The sequence below is a fragment of the Planotetraspora sp. A-T 1434 genome (genome assembly GCF_025420585.1).
Lineage (GTDB): Bacteria > Actinomycetota > Actinomycetes > Streptosporangiales > Streptosporangiaceae > JAOEGB01.
The window spans coordinates 258,605-281,628 of sequence record NZ_JAOEGB010000005.1 but is presented as its reverse complement, the minus strand read 5'-3'; the positions used below and the strand labels follow the sequence as shown (position 1 = coordinate 281,628).

Sequence of the window (23,024 nt, the reverse complement as noted above, 5' to 3'; positions counted from 1 at the left end):
CCGGCGCGGATGTGCCCCCATCAGGAAGCCCGCCCGGAGAACCCCGGGCAGGCTTCCTGATGCCCCCCCCTGATCACATGGCCGCGCGGGCGGAGCCCTCCCCCGGGCGATCGGCGCCGTCGGGCTCCTCAGCTGCCTTCCTGCACCTGGAAGATCTCATCGGCGACCAGCCCGTGGGCCTCACGGTGCACCGCCGCGGCTGCCTCCGCCGAGGGCGCCTCGACCAGGCAGAAGATCTTGCCCTGCCTCTCGTCGACCCAGTACCGCAGGTAGCTGACGTCGTGCTGCGCCTGCTTCTGCAGGTCTGCCTTGTGCGCCTGGGCGACGTCGGCCATCGCGACGCCCTCGGCGATGTTGTGAACGTCCATGTAGAGCGGCATGCCGGCCTCCTGTTTTCGTGGTGAGTCCCGTCAACCGTAAGGACGGGGGCCGGGGGGCCGGATCGGGAGCGGTTCCCTATATTCCGCCGCGCGTTGCCTAGATTTACGCGTCGGCCAGGCCGAGCCGGACGGCCTGGCCGACGGCGGCGTTGCGGCTGGGCGCGCCCAGCTTGGCGAGGATCGCCGAGACGTGGTGGCCGACCGTCTTAACCGAGATGAACAACTTCGCAGCAATCTCGGCGTTGGTGTGCTGCGCGCAGACCAGGGCGAGCACCTCCCGCTCGCGCCGGGTCAGCCCGGAGGGATGCTCCCGCGTGGCCGCGCGCGGCCCGGCCGGGAGCGACCGGACGCCGAGCCTGCGCAACCCCTGCCTGACGATGCGCGCCGCGGGGAAGGCGCCGAGGCCGGTGAGGATCCTCAGGGCATCGCGCAACTCCGGTTCCCCGGCCGCGCTGGAAAGGGCCAGCGCGGCGTCGTAGCGGCAGCCCAGCTCGGTCCAAGCCCGCGCCGCCTCGGCCAGGTCGCCGTCGAGCTCCAGCCGGTACGGCTCGGGAAACTCCCCCTGCGGCACGCGGAGGGACCCAGTCCGCAGCAGCCAGACCGCGACCGCGCCGCGGTCCCAGGCGTCGGACCGGGCTGCGACGTCATGGGCCAACTCCGCCTCGCGCCGTGCCTCGCCCGCCTTCCCCTCCAGCCAGTACGCCTCGGCGCGGGTCAGCCGGACCGGCACGATCTGCTGCGGCTCGCCGGTGCGGTCGGCCAGCACGGCCGCCTCGTCGAGGTGCTCCCAGACACCGGGCTCGCCGCGGCGGGCCAGGACCGAGCCGACCCTCCGCACCGTGCACAACCGGTTGGACGGGGACCGGCCCACCGTGGCGAGGATGCCAGCGCTTATCGCCAGCGACTCCTCCCAGCGCCCGGTGCGCTCCATGATGGTGGACTCCTCACTGCGCAGGCATGTCACGTATGTGGTGAGGTCGTGCTCGGCGCAGTAGGCGATGCCCTCCGTCAGGTACCGCTCGGCCTCGGCGAACTGCCGTCGGCCGTTGTGGAGGGCGGCCAGGTTCGTGAAAGCCCGGCCCGCTTGGTCCTGGTGCCGCCCGGCCAGCGCGATCTCCAGCGCGCGGCGCATCCCGCCCTCCCACTCGCCGCCCCGGACCCCGGCGCACGCGGCCTGGGTGTTGAGCGCGTCGCTGAGGACGTCGGTGGCGCCGAGCCGCTCGGCCAGCGCCTGCGCCCGCAGCGCCAGGCCCTCCGCCGCGTCGAGCTCGTACCGCAGCATCCGTTGGTTGGCGAAGGTGGCGTACGCCCACGCCAGCTCGACGCCGGGCCCGAGCGGCTCCAGAACCGACACGGCGTCCTCGGCGGCGGCCACCTCGCCGTGGCACATGTTCCACATGATGCGCGACAGCCGTCGCAGCGCGTCGCCCTCCCGCAGCCGGTCCCCCGCCTTGCGCCACTCCATCAGCGCGCGCTCGCACGCCTCGGCAGCGTCCTGCCACTGGTCCAGCAGCGCCGCCTCGTCGGCCAGCCCTTCGCACAGCTCAGCCAGGGTCGTGGCGTCCGCCTCGGCGGCGAAGCGCAGTGCCCGCCGGAACTGCGCCGCGGCCTCGCGGTGGGAGGCCAGCCACGCCGCGCGGCGGGCGGCGGCGGGCGCGTGGCGCAGGACCGCGGCGGCGTCACCCGCCGCCTCGGCGTGGAAGGCCATCCGGGCGTCATCGTCGCAGCCCAGGGAACCCAGCGCCGCCAGGACCAGGCCGTGGATCGCGCGGCCGCGGTGCGCGGGCACCGCCCCCTCCACCGCCAGCCGGGCGATCTCGTGACGAAACCGCAGCCATTCGCCGTCCCCGACTACCAGCCCGCACGCGAGCAACTCGTCCACGGCCGGGGCCAGGCACGGGGTCACCGACTCCAGCAGCCGCGACTCGACCCTCGTGCCGGTCAGCGCCGCGACGTCGAGCACCTCGCGGGCCGCGCCGCTCAGGCGCGCCGCGCGCGCCAGCACCGCGTCCCGTGCCGATCCGGGAACCTCGTGCATGCCGGCCTGCACGACTTCGGTCACGTAGAACGGGTTGCCGCCGGTCAGCCGGTGCAGCGCGGAGGCGTCGGCTTCGCTCCCGCCGGCCAGCACGCGCACCGCCTCCGCGGACAGGGGCGCCAGGCCGATGCGCCTCGTCGACCGCTGCGAGGCCAGATCGCCCAGGGCGAGGCGGAGCGGATCGGCCGCCGCCAGGCCGTCGTCCCGGTAGGTGGCGACGAGCAGCAGCGCGGTGCCGCGCAGCCGCCGGCCGAGGAAGCTCAGCAGGTCGAGGGTGGCCTCGTCGGCCCAGTGGACGTCCTCCATCACGACCACGTCCAGCACCCCTGGGTCGCCGACCTCGCGCAGCAGCCCCCGGAACAGCTCCTCACGGCCGGCACCGGCGCGGCACAGCTCCAGCAAGGGGCCGCCCAGCTGATCGGCCAGGTCGAACAGCGGCCCGAGCGGGCGCGGGGTGAACAGCCCGTCACAGGCCCCCCACGACCACCGCGCCTCCGGCAGATCCCGCTGGAACCGCTCGACCAGCGCCGACTTGCCGACCCCCGCCTCGCCCGCGACCAGGACCAGCCGTCCCTCACCACGCCGCGCCTCGGCCGCGTACTCGGCCAGCGACGCCAACGACGACTTCCGCTCCAGCAAGCGCATCTTCGTAGTATCCGCCACCGTCGCGGTGGCGGCCACGCCGTTCCTGCCCGTCGGTCTGCCGGTGCTGCTCGCGCTGGCGGGCCTCGTGCTGGTCCGCCGGCCCGCCGCGACCGTGACCGGTCCGATCGGGGAGGCCCGCCGATGCCCCTGCTCGCCATCGCCCTGCTGGCCGCCGGGACCTACGCGTTCCGGCTGGCCGGGCCGTGCTGGGGGACCGGCTGTGCGGGGTGCCCTGAGCTCCTCCGTCACGGCCGGCCGGTGATGACCGTACGGCCGCGGGTCCGGCGGGGCGGCTAAAGCGCGGCCCTTGCCATCGCCGCCTCGATCCCGTCGAAAAGGATGGCGAGCCCCACCTCGAAGACCTCCCTGGCCTCCTGCTCCAGATAGGGGACGGTCTCGTCCTGGACCCGGAAGGCGCCCTGCCGTTCCAGCCAGGTCACCATCGGGAACCGTTCGGCGAAGTCGGTCGCGACCTCCATCAGCACGGCCGACCGGGCATACCACCAGTCCTCGTCCGACACCCCCGTCGCCTTCGGGGCCTGCCGTGTCTCCGCGATCGTCTGCGCCGCCCCCCGGACGAAGTGGATCAGAGTTCCGACGACCCGCCGCAGCACCCCGGCTTCCAGCCCGGTCTCGTGAAGGATCCGGACAACCGTCTCGAGCATGCCGTACTCGTTGGGCCCGAGGACCGGCCGCGCCTGCGACACCTGGAGCACCCACGGATGCCGCAGGTAGAACGCCCACGTGTCCCTTGCCCAGGACGTCAGAGCCGCCCGCCAGCCGTCTTCGAGGTCGTAGCCGGCGGGCAGCTCCGCGAGGACCCGGTCGTGCATCACGTCGACCAGCTCACTCTTGCTGGGGACGTAGGTGTAGAGCGCCATGGCCGTACGGCCCAGCCGCTCCCCCACCGCCCGCATCGACAGGGCCGCCATCCCCTCCGCGTCGGCGATGGCGATCGCCGCCTCGACGATCATGTCCACGCTCAGGCCCGGCTTGGGCCCCGGGCCCGTCCGCACGTCCGCCGACCCCGGGGCCCGCCAGAGCAGAGCCATGGAACGGCGCGCGTCGCCCTGTCCGGCGTAAACCACCAAGTTGAATCTCCTTACGGCATAAACTAACGTGGTCCAGCTATCTCTTTACACTCTAAAGATATCGGGAGAGACGCCGGTGACCAGTGCTGAGTGCCCCCCTGCCGCGAGCCGTACGCGATCTGATGAAGCCGAGCGCACGATGGCCGGACAGCGGGCCGCGGCGGACAGCCACGACGTCATCGAGGTCCGCGGCGCCAGGGAGAACAACCTGGCCGACGTCTCGCTGGACATCCCGAAGCGCCGGCTGACCGTCTTCACGGGGGTCTCCGGGTCCGGGAAGTCCTCTCTCGTCTTCGGGACCATCGCCGCCGAGTCGCAGCGTCTGATCAACGAGACCTACACGGCCTTCATCCAGTCGTTCATGCCGAGCCTCGGCCGGCCCGACGTCGACTCCCTGCGCAATCTGAGCGCGGCGATCGTCGTCGACCAGGAGCGGATGGGCGCCAACTCCCGATCCACGGTCGGCACGGCGACCGACGCCCACACGATGCTGCGGATCATCTTCAGCCGGCTCGGCACGCCCCACGTCGGCACGTCGTCGGCGTTCAGCTTCAACAATCCCGAGGGCATGTGCCCGGAGTGCGAGGGGCTCGGCCGCGTCTCGGCCATCGACGTCGACGAGCTCGTGGACGTCGAGCGCTCTCTCAACGACGGAGCGATCACCGTCCCCGGGTTCACCGTGGACTCGTGGTACTGGCAGAACCTGGCGCACTCCGGCTTCGTCGACCCCGACGTGAAGCTGAAGGACTTCACTCCCGCCCAGTGGGAGGACTTCCTCCACAAACCCGCCACCAAGATCAAGCTGGGCACGATGAACACCACGTACGAGGGGCTCGTGGTCAAGGTGCAGCGGGTCTACCTGTCCAAGGACAGGGAGTCGATGCAGCCCCACATCCGGGCGTTCGTGGACCGGGCCGTGACGTTCACCGCCTGCCCCGCGTGCGGCGGCGCCAGGCTCAACCCCGCCGCGCTGTCCTCGACGATCGACGGCCGGAACATCGCACAGTGCTCGGCCATGCAGATCAGCGACCTGGCCGACTTCGTCCGCGGCATCGGCGACCCGTCGGTGGGGCCGCTGCTCGGCGCCCTGCGCAACACCCTCGACTCGCTCGTCGAGATCGGCCTGGGCTACCTGAGCCTCGATCGTGAGTCCGGAACGCTGTCCGGAGGCGAGGCTCAGCGGGTCAAGATGGTGCGGCATCTCGGGTCGAGCCTGACGGACGTCACCTACGTCTTCGACGAACCGACGGTCGGCCTGCACCCGCACGACATCCAGCGGATGAACGACCTGCTGCTGCGCCTGCGCGACAAGGGGAACACGGTCCTGGTCGTCGAGCACAAGCCCGAGGTCATCGAGATCGCCGACCACGTCGTGGATCTCGGCCCCGGCGCGGGCCCGTCCGGGGGGCAGGTGTGCTACACGGGCGACGTGGCCGGGCTGCGGACCTCCGGCACCCTTACCGGGCGGCACCTCGGCCACCGGGCGAGACTCCGGGATCAGGTGCGGCAGCCGTTCGGACACCTGCCGATCAGGGGCGCCGCGCTGCACAACCTGAAGGACGTGAGCGTCGACATCCCGCTGGGCGTGCTGACCGTGGTCACCGGCGTCGCGGGATCGGGCAAGAGCTCGCTGATCCATGGCTCGCTCTCCCGCCGCGAGGGAGTGGTCGTGGTGGACCAGTCCGCGATCCGGGGATCTCGCCGGAGCAACCCGGCCACCTACACCGGGCTGCTCGACCCGATCCGGACGGCCTTCGCCAAGGCCAACGGCGTCAAGGCGGCCCTGTTCAGCGCGAACTCCGAGGGCGCCTGCCCCAACTGCAAGGGAATCGGGCTGGTCTACACCGACCTGGCCATGATGGCGGGGGTCGCGTCCGTCTGTGAGCAGTGCGAGGGCAAGCGCTTCACCCCCGAGGTGCTCACGTACAAGCTGCGCGGCAAGGACATCAGCGAGGTCCTGGCGATGCCGGTGACCGAGGCCCGCGCGTTCTTCACCTCCGGTCAGGCACGCGCAATCCTCGACCGGCTCGCCGACGTCGGCCTGGGTTACCTCGGTCTGGGCCAGCCGCTCACCACGCTCTCCGGAGGCGAGCGGCAGCGGCTCAAGCTGGCCATCCACATGGCGGAGAAGGCCACGACGTACGTGCTGGACGAGCCGACCACCGGCCTGCACCTGGCCGATGTGGACAAGCTCCTGGCGTTGCTGGACCGGCTGGTGGACGACGGCAACACGGTCATCGTCATCGAGCATCACCAGGCCGTGATGGCCCACGCCGACTGGCTCATCGACCTCGGCCCGGGAGCCGGGCACGAGGGCGGCAGGGTCGTCTTCACCGGCACACCCGCCGACCTGGTGTCGTCCGGGGCCTCGCTCACCGCCCGGCATCTGCGCGAATATCTCAAGGAGACCGCGGCGTAGTCCGCCGCCCGCCGTCCGTGGCCTCCGCGCAAGCGGTCCCATGGGGGGGAGACCGGCCCGGCGACGCTCGGGCCGGTGCGGTAAGTTCCGGGTGGGGGCCCGGTCCAGTGCCTTCCCCGGACGAGATGTGCGCCGTACCCGGCCTGCCAAGACGACGCACTTTCGGAGGGGCATGTACGGGGACGTCATCTCGGGGGCTCCGGTGCCCCGCCCGCTGGACGTGCGGTGGATCCACGGGTCCCCGTCGGCCAAGCACAACACCGACCCCGACATCCAGGTGCATCACTACGACGAGCACACGGTGATCCTGCGGCAGAACAAGGCGATCAACTATGAGGCGCCCTTCATGTTCCTGCTGTTCGGGAACGACAAAGCCGTCCTCATCGACACCGGCGCCACCGAATCGGCCGAGTTCTTCCCGCTGCGCCAGGTCGTCGACCAACTGATCGAGCACTGGCTCGCCGAGCACCCCCGGGACGGATACGGCCTTCTCGTCCTGCACACCCACCCGCACGGCGACCATGTCGCGGGCGACGCCCAGTTCACCGGCCGCCCCGGCACCTTGGTGATCGACGCGGCACTGGGCAGCGCGTGGGACTACTTCGGGTTCTCCGGCGGCCCGGACGGGGTGGCCCATGTGGACCTGGGCGGCCGAATGCTCGAATGCCTCCCCACACCCGGGCACCACGAGGCGGCCGTCACCTTCTACGACCCCGGCACCGGGCTGCTGCTCACCGGCGACACGGTCTACCCCGGCCGTCTGTACGTCCAGGACTGGCCGGCCTTCCGCCGCACCATCGACCGGCTGATCGCCTTCGCCGGCACCCGGCCGGTCACCCATGTCCTGGGCTGCCACATCGAGATGACGACCGAGCCCGGCGTCGACTACCCCATCCGCACGACCTACCAGCCGGACGAACCGCCCCTGCAGATGACCGTGGACCAGCTCCGGGACATCCGCGCGGCGATCGACGAGATCGACCGGAACGGCGGCACGCCCGGCCGCCACGTCTTCCCGGACGTCATCATCTGCCTCGGCACCTCCTGAGCCGGAACGCTGGCGGAGTACGCCGGGAACCGTACGCCGGACGACCTGGCACCTTGGACGGCGAGCCAGTCGTGAACACGCCCGGATCGCTGACGACCGGAGTCCCGGAAAGTTCTTCAATGAAGTCCGGGAGGGGGTGTCGGATCGGGGCGGTGGTGTTCGTAGGAGGGGTGAGGCCGCCCGCAAGGGGGGCGGCGCCGAGGCAAAGGAACCGCGATCATGAAGCTGACGACCGTGACTCAGGTCACCATCGATGGGGTGATGCAGGGAAACGGCGGTGCGTCGGATGAGGACCGCAGGAACGGATTCGAGCGCGGCGGATGGGCTCGGGGGGCGGGTGACGACGAGACCAGGACGTTCATCACGCAGACCTACCAGCGCGCAGAGGCGTTCCTGTTCGGCCGGCGCACCTACGAGTTGTTCACCTCCTGGGGATCAATCGGCCAGATGCGCGCACATCCCATCGGCGTGGCCTTGAACGAGGCCCCCAAGTACGTTGCCTCGACCACGCTCACCGCGCCGCGTTGGGGGGACACGACCGTTCTCCGCGGTGACCTCGCGGCGGCCATCAGTGAGCTGAAGGCCAAGCCCGGGGGTGAGCTGCAGGTGCACGGCAGTGGCATCCTGACCCGGTGGCTGCTGGAGAACGATCTGGTCGACGAGATGATTTTGATCGTGATCCCGGTGATCCTCGGCCAGGGCGCGAGACTGTTCCCGGAGACCGGTCCAGACCTTGCGCTCGACCTGGTCGAGTCGCGGGTCGACTCCAAGGGCGTGACGATCCAGGTCTACCGGCCGGCCGGGCGCCCGCGGTATGCAACGGCCTGAAGTCCCTACCACCGAACCACGCTGTCTCGACACCACAGGAGATGATCTTCAGATGCGGTACCTGGTTTCCGTGATCGATGACAAGAGCAATCCCGGCAGCACGGACAGGCAGCCTGCCATCAGCGCCTTCAACGAACGACTGATCGCCGAGGGCTACTGGGTCTTCTCCGGCGGACTCGCGGACACCGACGCGGCCACAGTCATCGACAACCGGGGCGAGCAGGCGGTGTTCAGCGACGGGCCTTTCGTGGAGTCCAAGGAGTACCTCGCCGGCGTCTGGGTGTGGGAGGCCCCCGATCTCGATGTGGCGCTCAAGCTCGCCGCCGAGGCGTCGAAGGTCTGCGATCGGAAGATCGAGGTGCGGCCGTTCCAGTGAGCGACGTCGAGGAGGCGATCACCCGGGCCCACCACGACGAGTGGGCCCGGGTGGTGGCCGCACTGACCAGGCGCTTCGGTGACCTCGACATCGCCGAGGAGGCAGCGGCCGAGGCGTTCACGACCGCCGTCGAGCGGTGGCCGGCCGACGGCCTGCCCCCCAACCCGGGCGCGTGGCTGACCACCACCGCCAACCACAAGGCCATCGACCGGATCCGGCGTGAGAACAAGCGCGACGACAAGCACCGGGAGGCTCAGATGCTGCACGACAACACCCCACTCGAGCCGCTGGGCGCCATCGACGACGACCGGCTCCGGCTGATCTTCACCTGCTGTCACCCGGCGCTGGCGGTCGAAGCCCGCGTGGCGCTGACCCTGCGCATGGTCGGCGGCCTGACCGTGCCCGAGATCGCCCGTGCCTTCCTGGTGCAGGGGACCACCATGGAGCGGCGCATCACCCGCGCGAAAGCCAAGATCAAGGCGGCTCGCATCCCCTATCGGATGCCGTCCGCCGAGGATCTGCCGGCGCGCGTCTCCGGCGTCCTGGCCGTCCTGTTCCTCGTCTTCAACGAGGGCTACCTGGCCAGCGGCCCCGACACCGATCCCGTACGACACGACCTGACCACCGAGGCGATCCGGCTCACCCGCCTGATCCGCACGCTCCTGCCGCAGGACGGAGAAGTGGCCGGCCTGCTGGCGCTGATGCTGCTCACCGAGGCCCGCCGCCCCGCCCGGGTCTCGGCCGGCGGCGAACTGGTCCCCCTGGCCGAGCAGGACCGCGGCGCCTGGGACGCGGAACTGATCGCCGAAGGTCATCGGCTGGTGCGCGAGCGCCTGACCGCTGCCGCCGCCGGGGTGGCTCCGGGCCGCTATCAGATCCTCGCCGCGATCAACGCGGTGCACACCTCCGCCCGCGACATCCGCGACACCGACTGGTCGCAAGTCCTCGCCCTCTACGACCAGCTCGTCCGCCTCGACCCCTCGCCGATCATCGCCCTCAACCGGGCCATCGCCGTGGCCGAGCTCGACGGGCCGGAGGTGGCACTGGCCATCGTTGACCGCCTCGCCGAGGCGTTGGCCGGCTATCACGCCTACCACGCCACCCGCGCCGACCTGCTGCGCCGGCTGGGCCAAAGTCAGCAGTCACGCCCAGCCTACGACCGGGCCATCGAGCTGGCCGGCAACACCGGCGAGACCGCCTACCTCACCCGCCGCCGCGACCAACTGCACTAGCGCCCGCGTTTGAAGAGCGCAGTGATACAGCGATGAAAGGCGACGCGGAACGCTGCTCTATGGCCGCGACCGGCGGTGAGGCGAGGGCTGGTGTCACCCCTTGCGTGCCACGCCGCAGATCGCGTCGACCTGTGAGGGATCGCCGCCGCCCGCGTCGCCGAGCTCGGGCCGCCATTGCGTGGTGGCGACCAGGCCGGGTTCGATGAGTTCGAGGCCGGTGAAGAATCGGGCGATCTGGTCGGGACGCCTCAGATGGTAGGAGCTGGCGGAGTTGGCGTTGTAGGCCGCGATCGCCTCGTTCAGCGCCTGATTGGTGTCGGTGCCGTCGCTGAGCGCCAGGTAACTGCCTGCTGGTGCGGCCTCCAGCAGCCGGTGAACGATGGTCTCGGGCTGGTCGGAGTCGGGGATCTGCCCGAGGACGCCCAGCATCATCAGCGCGATCGGCTGGCTGAGGTCCAGTGTCCGGGCTGCCTCGGCCAGAATGCGGTCGGGGTCGCGTACGTCGGCGTCGATGTAGTCGCAGACGCCCTGGGGGGTGGTGGTCAGCAGGGCCTGGGCGTGCACCAGTACCAGCGGGTCGTTGTCGACGTAGACGATGCGCGACTCGGGGGCCACCCGTTGGGCGACCTCGTGGGTGTTGTCGACGGTGGGCAGGCCGGTGCCGATGTCCAGGAACTGGCGGATGCCCACCTCGCCCGCCAGGAACCGGACCGCCCTGGCCAGGAAGTAGCGCTGAAGGCGCGCGATGCGGGCGATGCCGGGGAACATCTGCAAGATCGTGTCGCCGACCTGCCGGTCGGCGACATAGTTGTCCTTGCCGCCGAGCAAGTAGTTCCAGACCCTGGCTGAGTGCGGCAGGTGCGATTGGATCTTGTCGGCCCAGGGCTCTGGCGGGGTGCTCACTCCTCGAGCATCACAGAACGCGTCCTCGGCCGCCGGTGGATCGGGGATCACGGCGGTGACATTGTGATCACAGACATCATCCGCCCGCCGGGGACGGGAGCCCTGGCGCGTGGGCCGTACGGCATGCGGGGTATGGCCTGCCGTACTCAGAACGTGCCTTACTCAGGGTAAACGGGGGGCGAGATGACCCGGTGTCTGGTGACGGGGGCGACGGGCTACATCGGCGGGCGGCTCGTGCCTGAGCTGCTGCGCGCGGGGTACGGCGTGCGGTGCATGGCCCGCTCCCCCGGCAGGCTGCGCGACCACGCCTGGCACGCCCGCGTGGAGATCGGCCAGGCGGACGCCCTGGTCCCCGAACAGACCAGAGCCGCGCTGGAGAGCGTGGACGTCGCCTATTACCTGATCCACACGATGGGCTCGGGGCGCGACTTCGCCGGAAAGGACCGCGCGGCGGCCACCGTGTTCGCCTCTGCCGCGAAGGACGCGGGTGTGCGCCGCATCGTCTACCTCGGCGGCCTTACTCCGGCCGACAAGCCGTCCCCGCACATGCGGTCGCGGGGCGAGGTGGCGCGGATCCTCCTCGACTCGGACGTCCCGACGGCCGTGCTGCGCGCCGCGATGATCATAGGGTCGGGGTCGGTGTCGTTCGAGATGCTCCGCTACCTCACCGAGCGGCTGCCGGTCATGACCACGCCCCGGTGGGTGCGCACGCGGACCCAGCCGATCGCGATCCGGGACGTGCTGCGCTACCTCGTCGCCTGCGCGGAGCTGCCGCCCGAGGTGAGCCGCGGCTTCGACATCGGCGGTCCCGACGTCCTGTCCTATGGGGAAATGATGCAGGGGTACGCCGATGCCGCCGGCCTGCCTCCCCGCGTCATCATTCCCGTTCCGCTGCTCACTCCCCGGCTGTCGAGCTATTGGGTCGGGCTGGTGACGCCCGTGCCGGCCGGTGTCGCGCGGCCGCTGGTGGAGTCGCTCCGTAACGAGGCCGTCTGCCGGGAGCATGACATCGCCCGGCACGTGCCCGACCCGCCCGAGGGGCTCATCGGGTTCCGCCAGGCGGTCGACCTGGCCCTGCGCCGGATCAAGGAGGCGGACGTCGCGACCCGGTGGTCGTCGGCCTCCACTCCCGGCGCCCCGAGTGATCCCCTGCCCACCGACCCCGACTGGGCGGGCGGCAGCCTCTACGTCGACGAGCGCAGCAGGCCCGTCAACGCGGCCCCGGAGGAGCTGTGGCGGGTGATCGAGGGCATCGGCGGCGACAACGGGTGGTATTCGCTGCCCGTCGCCTGGCGGGTCCGCGGCCTGCTCGACCGGCTCATGGGCGGCGTCGGCCTGCGCCGGGGCCGTCGCGACCCCCACAGGCTCCGGGTCGGCGACGCGCTCGACTTCTGGCGGGTGGAGGAGATCGTCCCGGGCAGCCTGCTGCGGCTGCGCGCCGAGATGCGGCTGCCCGGCCTGGCTTGGCTGGAGCTCACCTGCCGGAAGGAGAACGGCAGGACGGTGTACGGCCAGCGGGCGATCTTCCATCCGCGTGGCCTGCTCGGCCATCTCTACTGGTGGGGCATCTCCCCGCTCCATGGGCTGATCTTCGGCCGCATGCCCGGCAACGTCGCCAGGGCCGCCGCGCGTGGCGGCCGTTGAGGAGCGACGCACCCAGGGCGCAGCAGCCGCCGAAGCCTCGGACCCATGGCAGCCAGCACGGCGTCAAGGACCAGCCCGCCGTCCTCGGCTCGTTCGCGCCGGCCAGGCCGGTTTGGTCTACTTAGCGGCGCTGTTCACCCAGAACGCCCTGGGCTTCCAGCGGTGGAGGCGGTTGCCCGATGGCGAAGCTACTTTTCGCGATGACCGGGACGGCGTACTGGACACTCAAGGACGGCACCAGGTATGCGACGGGTTACAGGGCCGAGGAGTTCGCGGCCCCGTACAAGGCGCTCACCGAGGCCGGTCACCAGATCGTGGTCGCCACCCCCAACGGAGTGGTCCCGACCGTGGACATGATGAGTTTGCGCCCCGAAATGGCCGGCAGCGCTCAGATCGCTCTCGATCTGGAGGCGATCATCCGCTCTGCAGAGGTGCTGCGGCGGCCGATCCGATTGGCGGACGCCCGCCTGGAGGATTACGACGCCGTCTACTTCCCGGGCGGCCACGGCCCCATGGAAGACCTGTGCGTCGACGCGGACGCCGGCCCGAGGTGGCATACCTTGTTGGACATGGCAAACCGGTGGTGGCCGCCGGCGATCGGAACATCGCCTGCCGGGTCGGCTCAGCCGAGAGCGACCATCACGGGGGTGAACAGGTGGTCCCGGTCACCGGGAAGGGGCGCACCGTGGACCATGATGGCGGTCGTGAACCGGTGGCTGAGGCCGTGCGCTTCGGCCCAAGTGGCCAGTTCCGGCCACCGGTCGTCCGCGTCGAGGCGCAAAGGGCCCTCGACGGCGGCGGCCAGATCCGAGATCAGCGCGAGCGCGGTGCCGCTGTCCTGGGCGATCACCGGTCCGAGGACGGCGCCGTCTCCATTGCGCCAGGCCCCGCCGAAGCCGGCGACGCCGGACGGGCCGTCCACCACGCGGAATTCCTCGGAGAACGACGGCAGCCGGGTCAGCAGCGCCGTACGGTCAGCGCCGAAGGCGGCCAGATCGAGGGCGAGCACCTCGGGGAGGTCTACGGCGGTCATCGGACGTGAGACCGGCCGCGGGGAGCCGCCGCCGGGCGGGCGGAACGGCCCGCCGTACGTGTGGCACCGGCCGATAGTGCGGAAGCCCAGCCGCTCGTAGAGGGGCCGGCCGTAGTCGGTGGCGGTGAGCCAGACGGTGGTGGTCCCGGCCTCAGCCAGCGCGTGCCGCATCAACCGGCCGCCGAGACCCTGGCGCTCGTGCCGCCGGGCCACGAGCATCATGCTTATGGCGGCGACCGCCCGGCCGTACCGGGTCGCCACTACGGTGCCGGCCAGCCCGCCCTCGGGATCGTCGATCCCGTAGACCGCGCCCACCTCGAACAGCAGCCGCCACTTGTGCTCCTCGGGAAGCCAGTCGCGGTCCTGTGACAGGCGCAGGCAGGCCGGAAGGTCCTCGGCGCCGAGCCGCCGGATCGGCATGCTCCGGGCGGACGGCTGGCCGGCCTGGGTGTGGCTTGCGTTCGGCATGGGCGGTGACGTTAGCGATCTCACGAATCGCACGTCCATCGGTTTTCCGCCGCCGACTCCGAATGGAGGTGCCGTTAACCAACGTGTCATAGGCCGCCAAACCTGGAAGCTCCCTAGGCTTCTGTAATGCCGACGCGCCTGGCACCGCCGATGGCGGATCAGCCGCAGGTAGTTCGGCCCGGACGGGCGCAGCGTCAGCACCGAGCGGGCCAGGCTCGGATGCTCGAACAACAGCCCGGTGTAGGCGTACATCACCTCGATCAGCTCGCTGTGCCACCGGTCGCCCGCGTCCGGATCGGGCAGCCGAAGACCGGCCAGCAGTTCGTCCAGGATCGCGCCGTGCAACTCGGCCATGTTCTGCACGTACACGTACAGCGAGGCCGGACCCGTGTCGAGCTCGGCCGCCAGTCGACGCATCGTCACCCGCCCCAGACCCCCCTCGCGCATGATTCACACCGCCACGGCGATCACCTGGGGCTGCCACGGGTGGACACATGTCAATGGCCACGGGCGATGACGGCTGTCGCAACTCATCCCCTCATATTCGGAGATAGCGTGATTCCCATGAATCGAGAGCTGACTGTGATGGCCGTGCACGCTCACCCTGACGACGAAGTGCTCGGCACCGGTGGCATCCTGGCCCGCTACGCGGAGGAGGGCGTCCGCACCGTCCTCGTCACCTGCACGAACGGCGAGCAGGGCGACGGGCCTGGCGGGGTGAAGCCGGGCGAGCCGGGGCATGACGACAGCGCTGTGGCCGAGCGGAGGCTCGCCGAGCTGCGCGAGTCCGTGGACCATCTGGGCGTGGCGCATCTGGAGCTGCTCGGGTACCGCGACTCCGGCATGGACGGCTGGGACGGCAACGGCCACCCCGACGCCTTCGCCAACATCCCCGTGGAGAAGGCCGCGGCACGGCTGGGCGAGCTGATCGAGCGCTACCGGCCCCAGGTGGTGGTGACCTACGACGAGAACGGCGGCTACGGCCACCCGGACCACATCCAGGCGCATCGGATCGCCGTGGCGGCGACCGAGGCGACGGGCATCCCCGACAAGCTCTACTACACCGCCGTGCCCCGGGCCGCCATCAGGGAGATGTTCGAGGTGATGCGCTCGTCTGGGATGGACGTGGGCGGCGTGGACCTGCCTGAGGACTTCGGCACCCCCGACGAGCTCATCACCAGCGTCGTGGATGTCTCACCGTACGTCGAGAGAAAGGTCAAGGCCCTGAAGGCGCACGAGAGCCAGGGCGAGAACATCTTCCTGCTGCGCATGCCCGACGAGGTCCAGCAGCGGGCCTTCTCGTTCGAGGCGTTCACGCGCCACTTCTCCCGGGTCGCCGCGCCCGACCACGAGGACGACCTGTTCGCCGGGCTGAGGGACTAGCGGCCAGAAACCCGTTCGATCGAAGCCGGCCCCGGGTCGTCATCGCGCTAGTCGTCAAGATCGCGCTGGTCGTCAAGCTCGCCTACGACCAGTTCGCGTAGTGGCCACGAGCGAACCTCATCAGGGCAGCGCCTACCGAGATCCGGTCAGCCGCGGGGGCGCCAGGATCAGACCGTCGACCGTGACCGGGAGCAACCGGGCCGCCACGCCGGATTCGCCCTGCAACCGCACGGGCCCGTTTAAAGTCATGATCACCGTGGCGGGGAAAGGATTGGACGGGATGATGCTCGGGCTTGTAGCTTGCAGTTGACCGTGACACCGCCCGAGGAGGTGAGACCCATGAACGCTGTATCGATGTGGGTGCTCCCCCTTCCCGCCACGGTCGGGCGATTGACGTAGGTGTCGCCGGGAGCGCCTCGCCAACAAGGCACTCCCGAAAGGCAACACCTATGCACTCTCTGCAGTTCACCGCCGAGCCGTCGTCGAACGATATGGTCGAGCGCGACTTCACCGTGGGCGACGTCCCCGGACTCCGGTCGCCGGCCTCCGGCGCCGATCGGGCGCCCCTCACGTTCGACGTGATCATTGCCGGGTGCGGGCCGACTGGTGCGATGCTGGCCGCCGAACTGCGGCTGCACGATGTGCGGGTACTCGTTCTGGAGAAGGAAACCGAGCCCGTGTCGTTCGTCCGCATAGTCGGTCTGCATATCCGCAGCATCGAGCTGATGGCAATGCGCGGACTGCTCGAGCGCATTCTCGAACACGGAAGACAGCGTCCGGCCGGCGGTTTCTTCGCCGCCATCACCAAACCCGCCCCCGAGGGCTTGGATTCCGCGCACGCCTATCTGCTGGGCATCCCGCAGCCGGTCATCGTTCACCTGCTCGAAGAACATGCGATCGAACTGGGCGCGCAGGTCCGGCGCGGTTGTGCGGTCGCCGGTTTCCAGCAGGACGACGAGGGCGTGACCGTCGAGCTGTCCGACGGGAAACAGCTGCGTTCGCGCTACCTCATCGGCTGTGACGGCGCGCGCAGTACGGTGCGCAAACTGCTCGGCGTCGGCTTCCCCGGCGAGCCCTCACGGACCGACACACTCATGGGCGAGATGAAAGTGGGTGTACCGCAGGAGGAGATCGCCGCCAAGGTAACCGAAATCAGCGAGACCCATCAGCGATTCTGGCTCAGGCCCTTCGGCGAAGGGGTCTATAGCGTCGTAGTCCCCGCCGCGGGAGTCAGCGACCGCGCGGAACCGCCCACCCTCGAAGATTTCAAACAACAGTTGCGCACCATCGCCGGAACCGATTTCGGCGTGCACTCCCCGCGCTGGTTGTCCCGCTTCGGGGATGCCACCCGGCTGGCCGAACGTTACCGGGTCGGGCGGGTGCTGCTGGCCGGCGATGCGGCGCACATCCATCCACCCATCGGCGGTCAGGGCCTCAACCTGGGCGTTCAGGACGCATTCAACCTTGGCTGGAAACTGGCCGCACAGATCCGCGGCTGGGCGCCGGAAACACTGCTGGACACCTACCAGGCCGAACGTCATCCGGTCGCCGAGGACGTGCTGGACAACACCCGCGCCCAGATGGAACTGCTGTCCACCGAACCGGGCCCGCAGGCCGTGCGCAGGCTGCTCACCGAACTGATGGACTTCGACGAGGTGAACCGCTATCTGATCGAGAAGATCACCGCGATCGGCATCCGCTACGACTTCGGCGAAGGCCCCGACCTGCTCGGCCGCCGCCTGCGCGACATCGACGTGAAAAAGGGCCACCTCTACGGTCTGCTGCATCGCGGCCGCGGCCTGCTGCTGGACCGCACCGAACGCCTGACCGTCAGCGGCTGGTCAGACCGGGTCGATTACCTCGCGGATCCCACTGCGGGACTGGATGTTCCGTGCGTCCTGCTACGCCCCGACGGCTACGTCGCCTGGATCGGCGACGATCAGCAGGACCTGGACGAACACCTCTCCCGCTGGTTCGGCAAGCCTGCCAACTGACTTCGCCTGCAACCGAAAAGGCCCGTGAGGATGATCGGAACGGCCAGTAGCGACTGACATCGGAAGGCTGGAGACAGCATCAGCCGTGGTCCTCTGGCGGACGCCCGCGCTGCTGGAGGCGCCGTCCCACATCCGCTCACTCTCTGGGTGCCTCGGGTCGGGTAGATGCGATCATGACCGGAATGGACACTCGTTTCCTTGGTATCGCTGATCTGGTCGAGGCCCCGTCCGTGGCGGTCGTAGTCGACGTCATGCGTGCTTTCACCGTGGCTGCCTGGGCCTTTGCCCAGGGGGCGGAAAAGATCGTTCTTGCTGAGTCGCTGGACGAAGCCCTGGCGCTCAAGGCTCGCCACCCGGATTGGGTGGCGCTCAAAGACGGTCCGCCCGCGCCCGGGTTCGACACCGTCAACTCGCCGGGCCTGCTGCGGTCTATTGACCTTGGCGGACGGACCGTTGTGCAGAAAACCACGGCAGGGACAGTCGGCGCCCTTGCGGTCAAGGAGGCGTCGCTGGTGCTGTGCGCCGGCTTCGTGGTGGCGGAGGCAACGGCTCGGCTCTTGCGGACGCGCAAGAGCGACAGTGTCACGTTCGTGGTCACTGGCGAAGATGGGCGGGCCGATGAAGATCTGGCGTGTGCTCAATACATCGCTCGGAGGGTCACCGAGGCTGGGACGGATGCTGCTGAGTTCCTCCGCCGCGCTGCCGAGTCGCGCGCCGCCGCCGAACTGGCGGACGGGGTGCGCCAAGGAGTCCATCCTGATGACGTTGCGCTCTGTCTTGAGGTCGACCGGTTTCCCTTTGCCATGGTGGCGACCTTGGAAGGCTCGCTCATGGTCCTGCGTCCACGGGCGATGCCTTCACCGACTGACAAGGACCCGGTCTGATCGCTGGTGAGGTCTACTTTCAGCATGCGAGAGCGAGCACCCTGTCGGGTATGCGGTATCAACTGCATGTCCCGATGACGGTGGTTCGGGGCGGCGGCAGGCGGCTGACCCGAGTTATTGCGGCGGCGGCCTGGCGGAGCCGGATGATCTCCTCGTGCTGTGCGGCGAGCCGGGCCAGGGCCTGGGTGAAGTGAATCCGCGGAGCGTCGCGACTACGGCTATCGAGGGGTTCTCGCCGGCTTGGCGGCTGCCGAAGCGGCTATCGCCGTGACGGGCGATCCAGCACTGTGAAGCGTAGGTGGGTGGCGTAGGGAGACTCGATCACCCGCGTCCGCTCCAGCCGGATCGGCGCGACCTCCAGGTGCTCGAACAGCCGGACGCCGTCCCCCAGCAACACGGGGACGAGATGGATCTGGATCTCGTCGACGACCCCGGCCTCGATGGCCTGCCGGCCTATGTCCGCGCCGCCGCCGAGGGCGATGTTCCCGTCCCCGGCGGCCTTGCGGGCCAGTGTCACAGCGCTTTCGACTCCGTCGGTCACGAACGTGAACGGCCCTGCGGGCTTGGCCCACTCGGAGGGGACGTGGTGGGTGACCACGAAACACGGGAGCCCGCCCGGCGGGTCCCCGCCCCACGCCTCGGAGACGTCGAACATCCGCCGGCCCACCACGAAAGCTCCGGTGTCCGCGAACAGCTCATCGAGCACCGCGCGGTCGGGCCCGATCGCCGCGAACCCGTCCGCGTCGCCGCCGTGCACCCAGTAGTGCAGGATCTCGCCTCCCACGCCCAGCCCCTGCCCGGGCCGGTCCTCTGGCCCCGCGACGAAACCGTCCAAAGACATCGAGATCGAGAAAATGACCTTGCCCATGAGGTCTCCTCCTGCCCGCATCCGTCCACCGAAGATCCTCCAGAGCAGGCCAGACTTCAAGACCGTTCACGAGCCCGCTTCCCCAGGGCCCTCCCTGCACCGGCACATCGGCGCGGTGCGGTCAGCAGCATTCCTGGCCGAGCCAGGCTTGGCGCCCTTCTTTGACGGCGACGGCGGCGACGGCCAGTCCGATCAGCGGATCCAGCCACCACCACCCGAACGCGGCGTTGGCGGCCAAGCCGGCCAGGACAGCCCCCGCCAGATAGGCGCACAGCAGGTTCTGGGCGCCTTCCCCGGCGGTGGCGCCGGAGCCCAGGCGCGCACCGAGGCGTTTCTTGGCGACACCGAGCAGCGGCATGAGCACCACGCTGAGCGCGGTCAGCGTGATGCCGGGCACGCTGGAGGCGGCCTCCTGACCGGTGACCAGCTTATGTATGGCCTCGATCGTGACGTAGGGAGCCAGCAGCCAGAACGAGACCGCCACGGCTTTTCGCGCCCGGCCTTCGGAGGTGTGCGACAGGGTGCGCGAGCCGGTGAAGCGCCAGATGACGATGACGCTGGCCAACCCCTCGACCGCCGACGACAGCGCCCAGCCGATCAGGGCGATGGAGGCGGCCGCCACGCCGGCGGCGATGCCCGCGGCGCCTTCGATGGTCATCCAGATCAGGCTGATCCAGGACAGCGTTCTGGCCCAGTGGGCTGCCCGGAGCCAGTTCTCATCACGTCCCGATGCGTCCCTCGGGGCGGTCCTCGGGATGGCGGCTGGTGCGGAGGCGCAGCAGATGTCCGGGCAGCCGCCGGTTTTGGCCCCGGTTTTGGCCCCGGTTGTAGGGGCGTCGGCGGGGGTGGTGTGGTGCAGGGCAGGGGATGGCTCGCTCATCACCGCGTCTCGCTCTCGTCCTCGTTTTGTGGTGGTGCTTTCCGGTGCTTTCCGCGTCTGCTCTCATCTGGGCGCGCCCATGGCGGGACGGATGGCCGGGGTGCGGCTGTGGTTGCTCTGGCGGCCCGTCATGCCGGTTGGCGGCGGCGAGGGAGCGGAGGTTCGGGGCGGTGCGCGGGGCCATGGGGGTCGGCGCAGTGGGCGCCCCCGGCGGCGGTGGCGGGTGCCGCCGTTGCCGGGGCGAGGGTGAGCAACTCGGCGGGGGCGTGGTCGACCTGCAAGGTGGTGTGCCGGATGCCGTAGTCGTGGTGGACCAGGTGTTCGACGGCCTGCCGTACGGCGTGGCAGTCGGCTCCGGTGGTTACCAGGACGTGGGCGGACATTGCGGGGTAGCCGGAGGTGACCTCCCAGATATGCAGGTCGTGCACTTCTGCGACATCCGCCAGGGCGGCGGCTTTGCGGCCGAGCTCGGCGGGGTTGACTCCCACGGGGGCGGCCTCCATGAAGACGCGGCCGGCCTCGCGGACCAGGCCCCACCCGGCCTTGAGCATCAACACCGCCACCACCAGGGCGGCGATGGCGTCGGCGCGGGCCCAGCCGGTCAACACGATGACCGCGCCGGCCACAGTGGTGGCGATGAAGGCGTACAGGTCGTTGAGGATGTGCTGGAAGGCGCCTTCGACGTTGAGACTTGTCCGGTTGGCCCGGCTGAGCAGCCAGCTGGCGGCGAAGTTGACCACCACTCCGGCCAGCCCGGTGGCCACCAGATATCCGCCCTGCACGGACGGGGGCGCGACCAGGCGGTTAACGCCTTCGTAGAGGAAGTAGACGGCCAGTAGCAGCAAGGTGATGCCGTTTGCCTGGGCGGAGACGATCTCGGCTCGTTTGAGCCCGTAGGTGAACCCCCCTTGAGGCGGCCGGGCCGCGATCCGCACCGCCACCAGGGCGAACACGATCGCGCAGGCGTCGGTCAGCATGTGTCCGGCATCGGAGATCAGCGCCAGAGAGCGGGCGATGAGGCCCACCATCACCTCGGCCGCCATGAAACCGACGATCAACGCCAGCGCACCGGCCAGGCAGCGACGGTTGGCCTCCGCGCTGATCACATGCCCGTGCCCGTGGGCCTTCTCCTGTCCGGGCTTGTGCTCGTGACTGTGTTCCCCGTGTTCGCGGGCGGGGGTGTGGAGGGCCGGGTGATCAGTCATCACGGTCTCCTCGCTCGTGCCTGATGTGGACGATGGCCACGTCGAACAGCATCCGTACATGAGAGTCGGCGAGCCGGTAGTACGACATCCGCCCGCTGCGGCGTACTTTCACCACCCGATTGGTGCGCAGGAGCCGTAGCGCGTGCGAGGCGGCCGACATGCTGTGCCTGCTCGCCGCCGCCAGGTCGCAGACGCACATCTCTCCCCCCTCCAGAAGTGCCGCGATCAACCGCAGCCGTCCCGGATCGGCAAGCAAGCCGAAGATCCGCGCGAGATCCTCAACCGCGTCCTCGTCCGGCAGTGCCTGACGGACACTGGCTACCCGTTCGGCATCCACTATCCGTACTGCGCAGTCATCCGGTGTCCACGGCACGACACTTGAATATTCGTTCATACGTGGGAGTATTTCAACCTCGCCTTCCGCCCCCTCGGGACACTCGTGGCAGGTCCGGAGCCCCTTGTCCGTCAGCGAGCCCATGGACCGGCAATCAATACTTGCCCGGTTGCTCACATGTGTAAGCCTGAGGGTAACTGGATAACTACGGAGCGTAAGGTTCGTCGATCCAGTCCCGGAGGTTCCCATGGCATCCGACCCCGATCCCCACCCCGGCCACCCCGCGCCGTCCCGCACCGAGGCATGCTGCCCCGGCGAGAGCGCCGCCCCGCAGGCTGACCAGCACGCCGGCCACGCACCCGATCAGGGCGACCGCTGTGGCTGCACCGGCCACGGGCACGGTCACTCCCCCGGCCACGGGCACGGCGACAGCTCCTGCCATTCCCACCACCCCTAGTGCCGGACGAAGTGACGAGGAACGCGATGGGCGACGGACAAGGCAACTCACACAATCACGACGGCCACGGCCACGACGGCCACGACCACGGGAGCCATGGGCATCCGCATAGTCAGGGGCAGGCGAACGGTCACGGGGACGGCACCGTCGGCATACTCGACGACCTGGCCCACCTGGACCACCTGAACGACCTCAACCATCTCGACCCCCCCCGGCCACTTCGATGAGGCGTCCATGGGGCCGGCGCACCGGGATCCGCCAAGCGCGGCCGGCCTGCTGTCCCCCGCGGACATCCGCAATCAGGTGTTCACGGTGGTGCGCCTACGGGAGGGCTACGACCTGGCCGAGGTCGACCGGTTCCTCGGCAGGGTGGAGGCCGCCTTGATCAGGCTGCTGCGAGACAACGAGGAACTGCGGGCGCGCGCCGCCGCGGCCGAGCACAGCGTCGGATGCGGAGCGCAGCTGTCGCCGACCATGGCCGCAGACAGCGCCGTTCAGCTCGTCGATGTCGCCAGAGCGGCGGCAGAGCGGACGCTGGCCCTCGCTCATCAGGAAGCCCAGGCCGTGCTGGCGCAGGCACGAGGCACGGCCGAGGAGGTGCAGCAGGCCGCCCTGAACAAAGCCGTGGGGCTCCGAGAGGCGGTTGCCGGCATCCCCTATCAGGAGCTCGACAGCCGGATTCAGGTCTTGCACACCTTCATCGCCAACTTCGGTAGCGGGCTCAAGGACACCCTCGACGGGCAGATCAACCGGCTCCACACCCTGCTCGACGAACTCCACGACCGCGCGGGCGACTCCCACGACCACGGCGACGACTCCCACGAGCACGAGTCCCGCGACCGCGGCCCGGTCGGCCAGCCCGCTGAGGGGCTTCATCCGGCCTCGGGCTGACGGTTGCCGGCACGGGGGCCGCG

At 69.8% G+C, this 23,024-nt stretch carries 22 protein-coding genes, 1 pseudogene and 1 riboswitch; of the genes and pseudogenes, 12 read left to right on the top strand and 11 right to left on the bottom strand.

Annotated features, from left to right (window positions below):
• Positions 1–128 precede the first annotated feature (128 nt).
• Positions 129–380, bottom strand: coding sequence for a DUF4242 domain-containing protein (locus tag N5079_RS09335; RefSeq protein ID WP_261583193.1), 252 nt, complete (start codon positions 378–380; stop codon positions 129–131).
• A 103-nt stretch (positions 381–483) separates the two neighbouring features.
• Entirely contained in the window at positions 484–3,063 is a 2,580-nt protein-coding gene (locus N5079_RS35330) for a helix-turn-helix transcriptional regulator (protein WP_315967805.1), read from the bottom strand.
• 141 nt (positions 3,064–3,204) lie between these two features.
• Between N5079_RS35330 and N5079_RS09320 the strand changes: the two genes are divergently transcribed.
• Positions 3,205–3,360: a hypothetical protein gene (locus N5079_RS09320; RefSeq protein ID WP_261583192.1), complete on the top strand. Its 156-nt coding sequence runs from the start codon at positions 3,205–3,207 to the stop codon at positions 3,358–3,360.
• On the opposite strand, the gene N5079_RS09315 is transcribed toward N5079_RS09320, so the two are convergent.
• On the bottom strand, positions 3,357–4,154 hold the full coding sequence (locus tag N5079_RS09315) for a TetR/AcrR family transcriptional regulator (protein ID WP_261583191.1): 798 nt from the start codon (positions 4,152–4,154) through the stop codon (positions 3,357–3,359). The two genes, N5079_RS09320 and N5079_RS09315, sit on opposite strands and share 4 nt — an antisense overlap.
• Before the next feature lie 139 nt (positions 4,155–4,293).
• On the opposite strand from N5079_RS09315, the gene N5079_RS09310 reads away from it, so the two are divergent.
• The 5 genes from N5079_RS09310 (at position 4,294) to N5079_RS09290 (ending at position 10,057) form a co-directional block, all read left to right on the top strand.
• Positions 4,294–6,573: an excinuclease ABC subunit UvrA gene (locus tag N5079_RS09310; protein WP_261583190.1), complete on the top strand. Its 2,280-nt coding sequence runs from the start codon at positions 4,294–4,296 to the stop codon at positions 6,571–6,573.
• Between the two features lie 91 nt (positions 6,574–6,664).
• Positions 6,665–6,734: riboswitch (guanidine-III (ykkC-III) riboswitch) on the top strand.
• Positions 6,735–6,745: 11 nt separating this feature from the next.
• A complete protein-coding gene (locus N5079_RS09305; RefSeq protein ID WP_261583189.1) occupies positions 6,746–7,621 on the top strand; it encodes an MBL fold metallo-hydrolase in 876 nt (291 codons plus the stop codon).
• Positions 7,622–7,840: 219 nt separating this feature from the next.
• Positions 7,841–8,449 carry a dihydrofolate reductase family protein gene (locus tag N5079_RS09300; RefSeq protein ID WP_261583188.1) on the top strand — a complete coding sequence of 203 codons (609 nt, stop codon included), beginning with the start codon at positions 7,841–7,843 and terminating at the stop codon, positions 8,447–8,449.
• A 52-nt stretch (positions 8,450–8,501) separates the two neighbouring features.
• Positions 8,502–8,825, top strand: coding sequence for a YciI family protein (locus tag N5079_RS09295; RefSeq protein WP_261583187.1), 324 nt, complete (start codon positions 8,502–8,504; stop codon positions 8,823–8,825).
• Positions 8,822–10,057: an RNA polymerase sigma factor gene (locus N5079_RS09290; RefSeq protein ID WP_261583186.1), complete on the top strand. Its 1,236-nt coding sequence runs from the start codon at positions 8,822–8,824 to the stop codon at positions 10,055–10,057. The genes N5079_RS09295 and N5079_RS09290 overlap by 4 nt, the downstream gene beginning before the upstream one ends.
• Before the next feature lie 93 nt (positions 10,058–10,150).
• Here the strand turns inward: N5079_RS09290 and N5079_RS09285 are convergent, their stop codons facing one another.
• Positions 10,151–10,960, bottom strand: coding sequence for an SAM-dependent methyltransferase (locus N5079_RS09285; protein ID WP_261583185.1), 810 nt, complete (start codon positions 10,958–10,960; stop codon positions 10,151–10,153).
• 183 nt (positions 10,961–11,143) lie between these two features.
• Between N5079_RS09285 and N5079_RS09280 the strand changes: the two genes are divergently transcribed.
• Positions 11,144–12,604, top strand: a complete 1,461-nt coding sequence (locus N5079_RS09280) for an SDR family oxidoreductase (RefSeq protein ID WP_261583184.1) — start codon at positions 11,144–11,146, stop codon at positions 12,602–12,604.
• Positions 12,605–12,783: 179 nt separating this feature from the next.
• Positions 12,784–13,062: pseudogene (locus N5079_RS35480) on the top strand (type 1 glutamine amidotransferase domain-containing protein); the annotation flags it as partial.
• A gap of 164 nt (positions 13,063–13,226) precedes the next feature.
• Here N5079_RS35480 and N5079_RS09275 read toward each other — a convergent pair.
• Complete coding sequence (locus N5079_RS09275) at positions 13,227–14,552, bottom strand: GNAT family N-acetyltransferase (RefSeq protein ID WP_261583183.1); 1,326 nt, start codon at positions 14,550–14,552, stop codon at positions 13,227–13,229.
• A gap of 117 nt (positions 14,553–14,669) precedes the next feature.
• On the opposite strand from N5079_RS09275, the gene N5079_RS09270 reads away from it, so the two are divergent.
• The 3 genes from N5079_RS09270 (at position 14,670) to N5079_RS09260 (ending at position 18,366) form a co-directional block, all read left to right on the top strand.
• Positions 14,670–15,488 (top strand): PIG-L family deacetylase, encoded by an 819-nt coding sequence (locus N5079_RS09270; RefSeq protein WP_261583182.1) that lies wholly within the window; start codon positions 14,670–14,672, stop codon positions 15,486–15,488.
• 449 nt (positions 15,489–15,937) lie between these two features.
• On the top strand, positions 15,938–17,482 hold the full coding sequence (gene rox / locus N5079_RS09265) for a rifampin monooxygenase (protein ID WP_261583181.1): 1,545 nt from the start codon (positions 15,938–15,940) through the stop codon (positions 17,480–17,482).
• A 182-nt stretch (positions 17,483–17,664) separates the two neighbouring features.
• Positions 17,665–18,366, top strand: a complete 702-nt coding sequence (locus tag N5079_RS09260) for a 2-phosphosulfolactate phosphatase (RefSeq protein WP_261583180.1) — start codon at positions 17,665–17,667, stop codon at positions 18,364–18,366.
• A 259-nt stretch (positions 18,367–18,625) separates the two neighbouring features.
• Here N5079_RS09260 and N5079_RS09255 read toward each other — a convergent pair whose 3' ends face one another.
• The 6 genes from N5079_RS09255 to N5079_RS09230 form a co-directional block, all read right to left on the bottom strand.
• Complete coding sequence (locus N5079_RS09255; RefSeq protein WP_261583179.1) at positions 18,626–19,234, bottom strand: dihydrofolate reductase family protein; 609 nt, start codon at positions 19,232–19,234, stop codon at positions 18,626–18,628.
• A gap of 121 nt (positions 19,235–19,355) precedes the next feature.
• Positions 19,356–19,892, bottom strand: coding sequence for a cation transporter (locus N5079_RS09250; RefSeq protein WP_261583178.1), 537 nt, complete (start codon positions 19,890–19,892; stop codon positions 19,356–19,358).
• Between the two features lie 350 nt (positions 19,893–20,242).
• Positions 20,243–21,319, bottom strand: coding sequence for a cation diffusion facilitator family transporter (locus tag N5079_RS09245; RefSeq protein ID WP_261583177.1), 1,077 nt, complete (start codon positions 21,317–21,319; stop codon positions 20,243–20,245).
• Positions 21,312–21,656 carry a metalloregulator ArsR/SmtB family transcription factor gene (locus N5079_RS09240; RefSeq protein WP_315967804.1) on the bottom strand — a complete coding sequence of 115 codons (345 nt, stop codon included), beginning with the start codon at positions 21,654–21,656 and terminating at the stop codon, positions 21,312–21,314. Before N5079_RS09240 ends, N5079_RS09245 begins: the two co-directional genes overlap by 8 nt.
• A gap of 202 nt (positions 21,657–21,858) precedes the next feature.
• Positions 21,859–22,095 (bottom strand): hypothetical protein, encoded by a 237-nt coding sequence (locus N5079_RS09235; protein ID WP_261583176.1) that lies wholly within the window; start codon positions 22,093–22,095, stop codon positions 21,859–21,861.
• Between the two features lie 62 nt (positions 22,096–22,157).
• Positions 22,158–22,310 carry a hypothetical protein gene (locus N5079_RS09230; protein WP_261583175.1) on the bottom strand — a complete coding sequence of 51 codons (153 nt, stop codon included), beginning with the start codon at positions 22,308–22,310 and terminating at the stop codon, positions 22,158–22,160.
• A 34-nt stretch (positions 22,311–22,344) separates the two neighbouring features.
• Between N5079_RS09230 and N5079_RS09225 the strand changes: the two genes are divergently transcribed.
• Positions 22,345–23,001, top strand: coding sequence for a DivIVA domain-containing protein (locus N5079_RS09225; protein ID WP_261583174.1), 657 nt, complete (start codon positions 22,345–22,347; stop codon positions 22,999–23,001).
• The last annotated feature ends 23 nt before the right edge of the window (positions 23,002–23,024 follow it).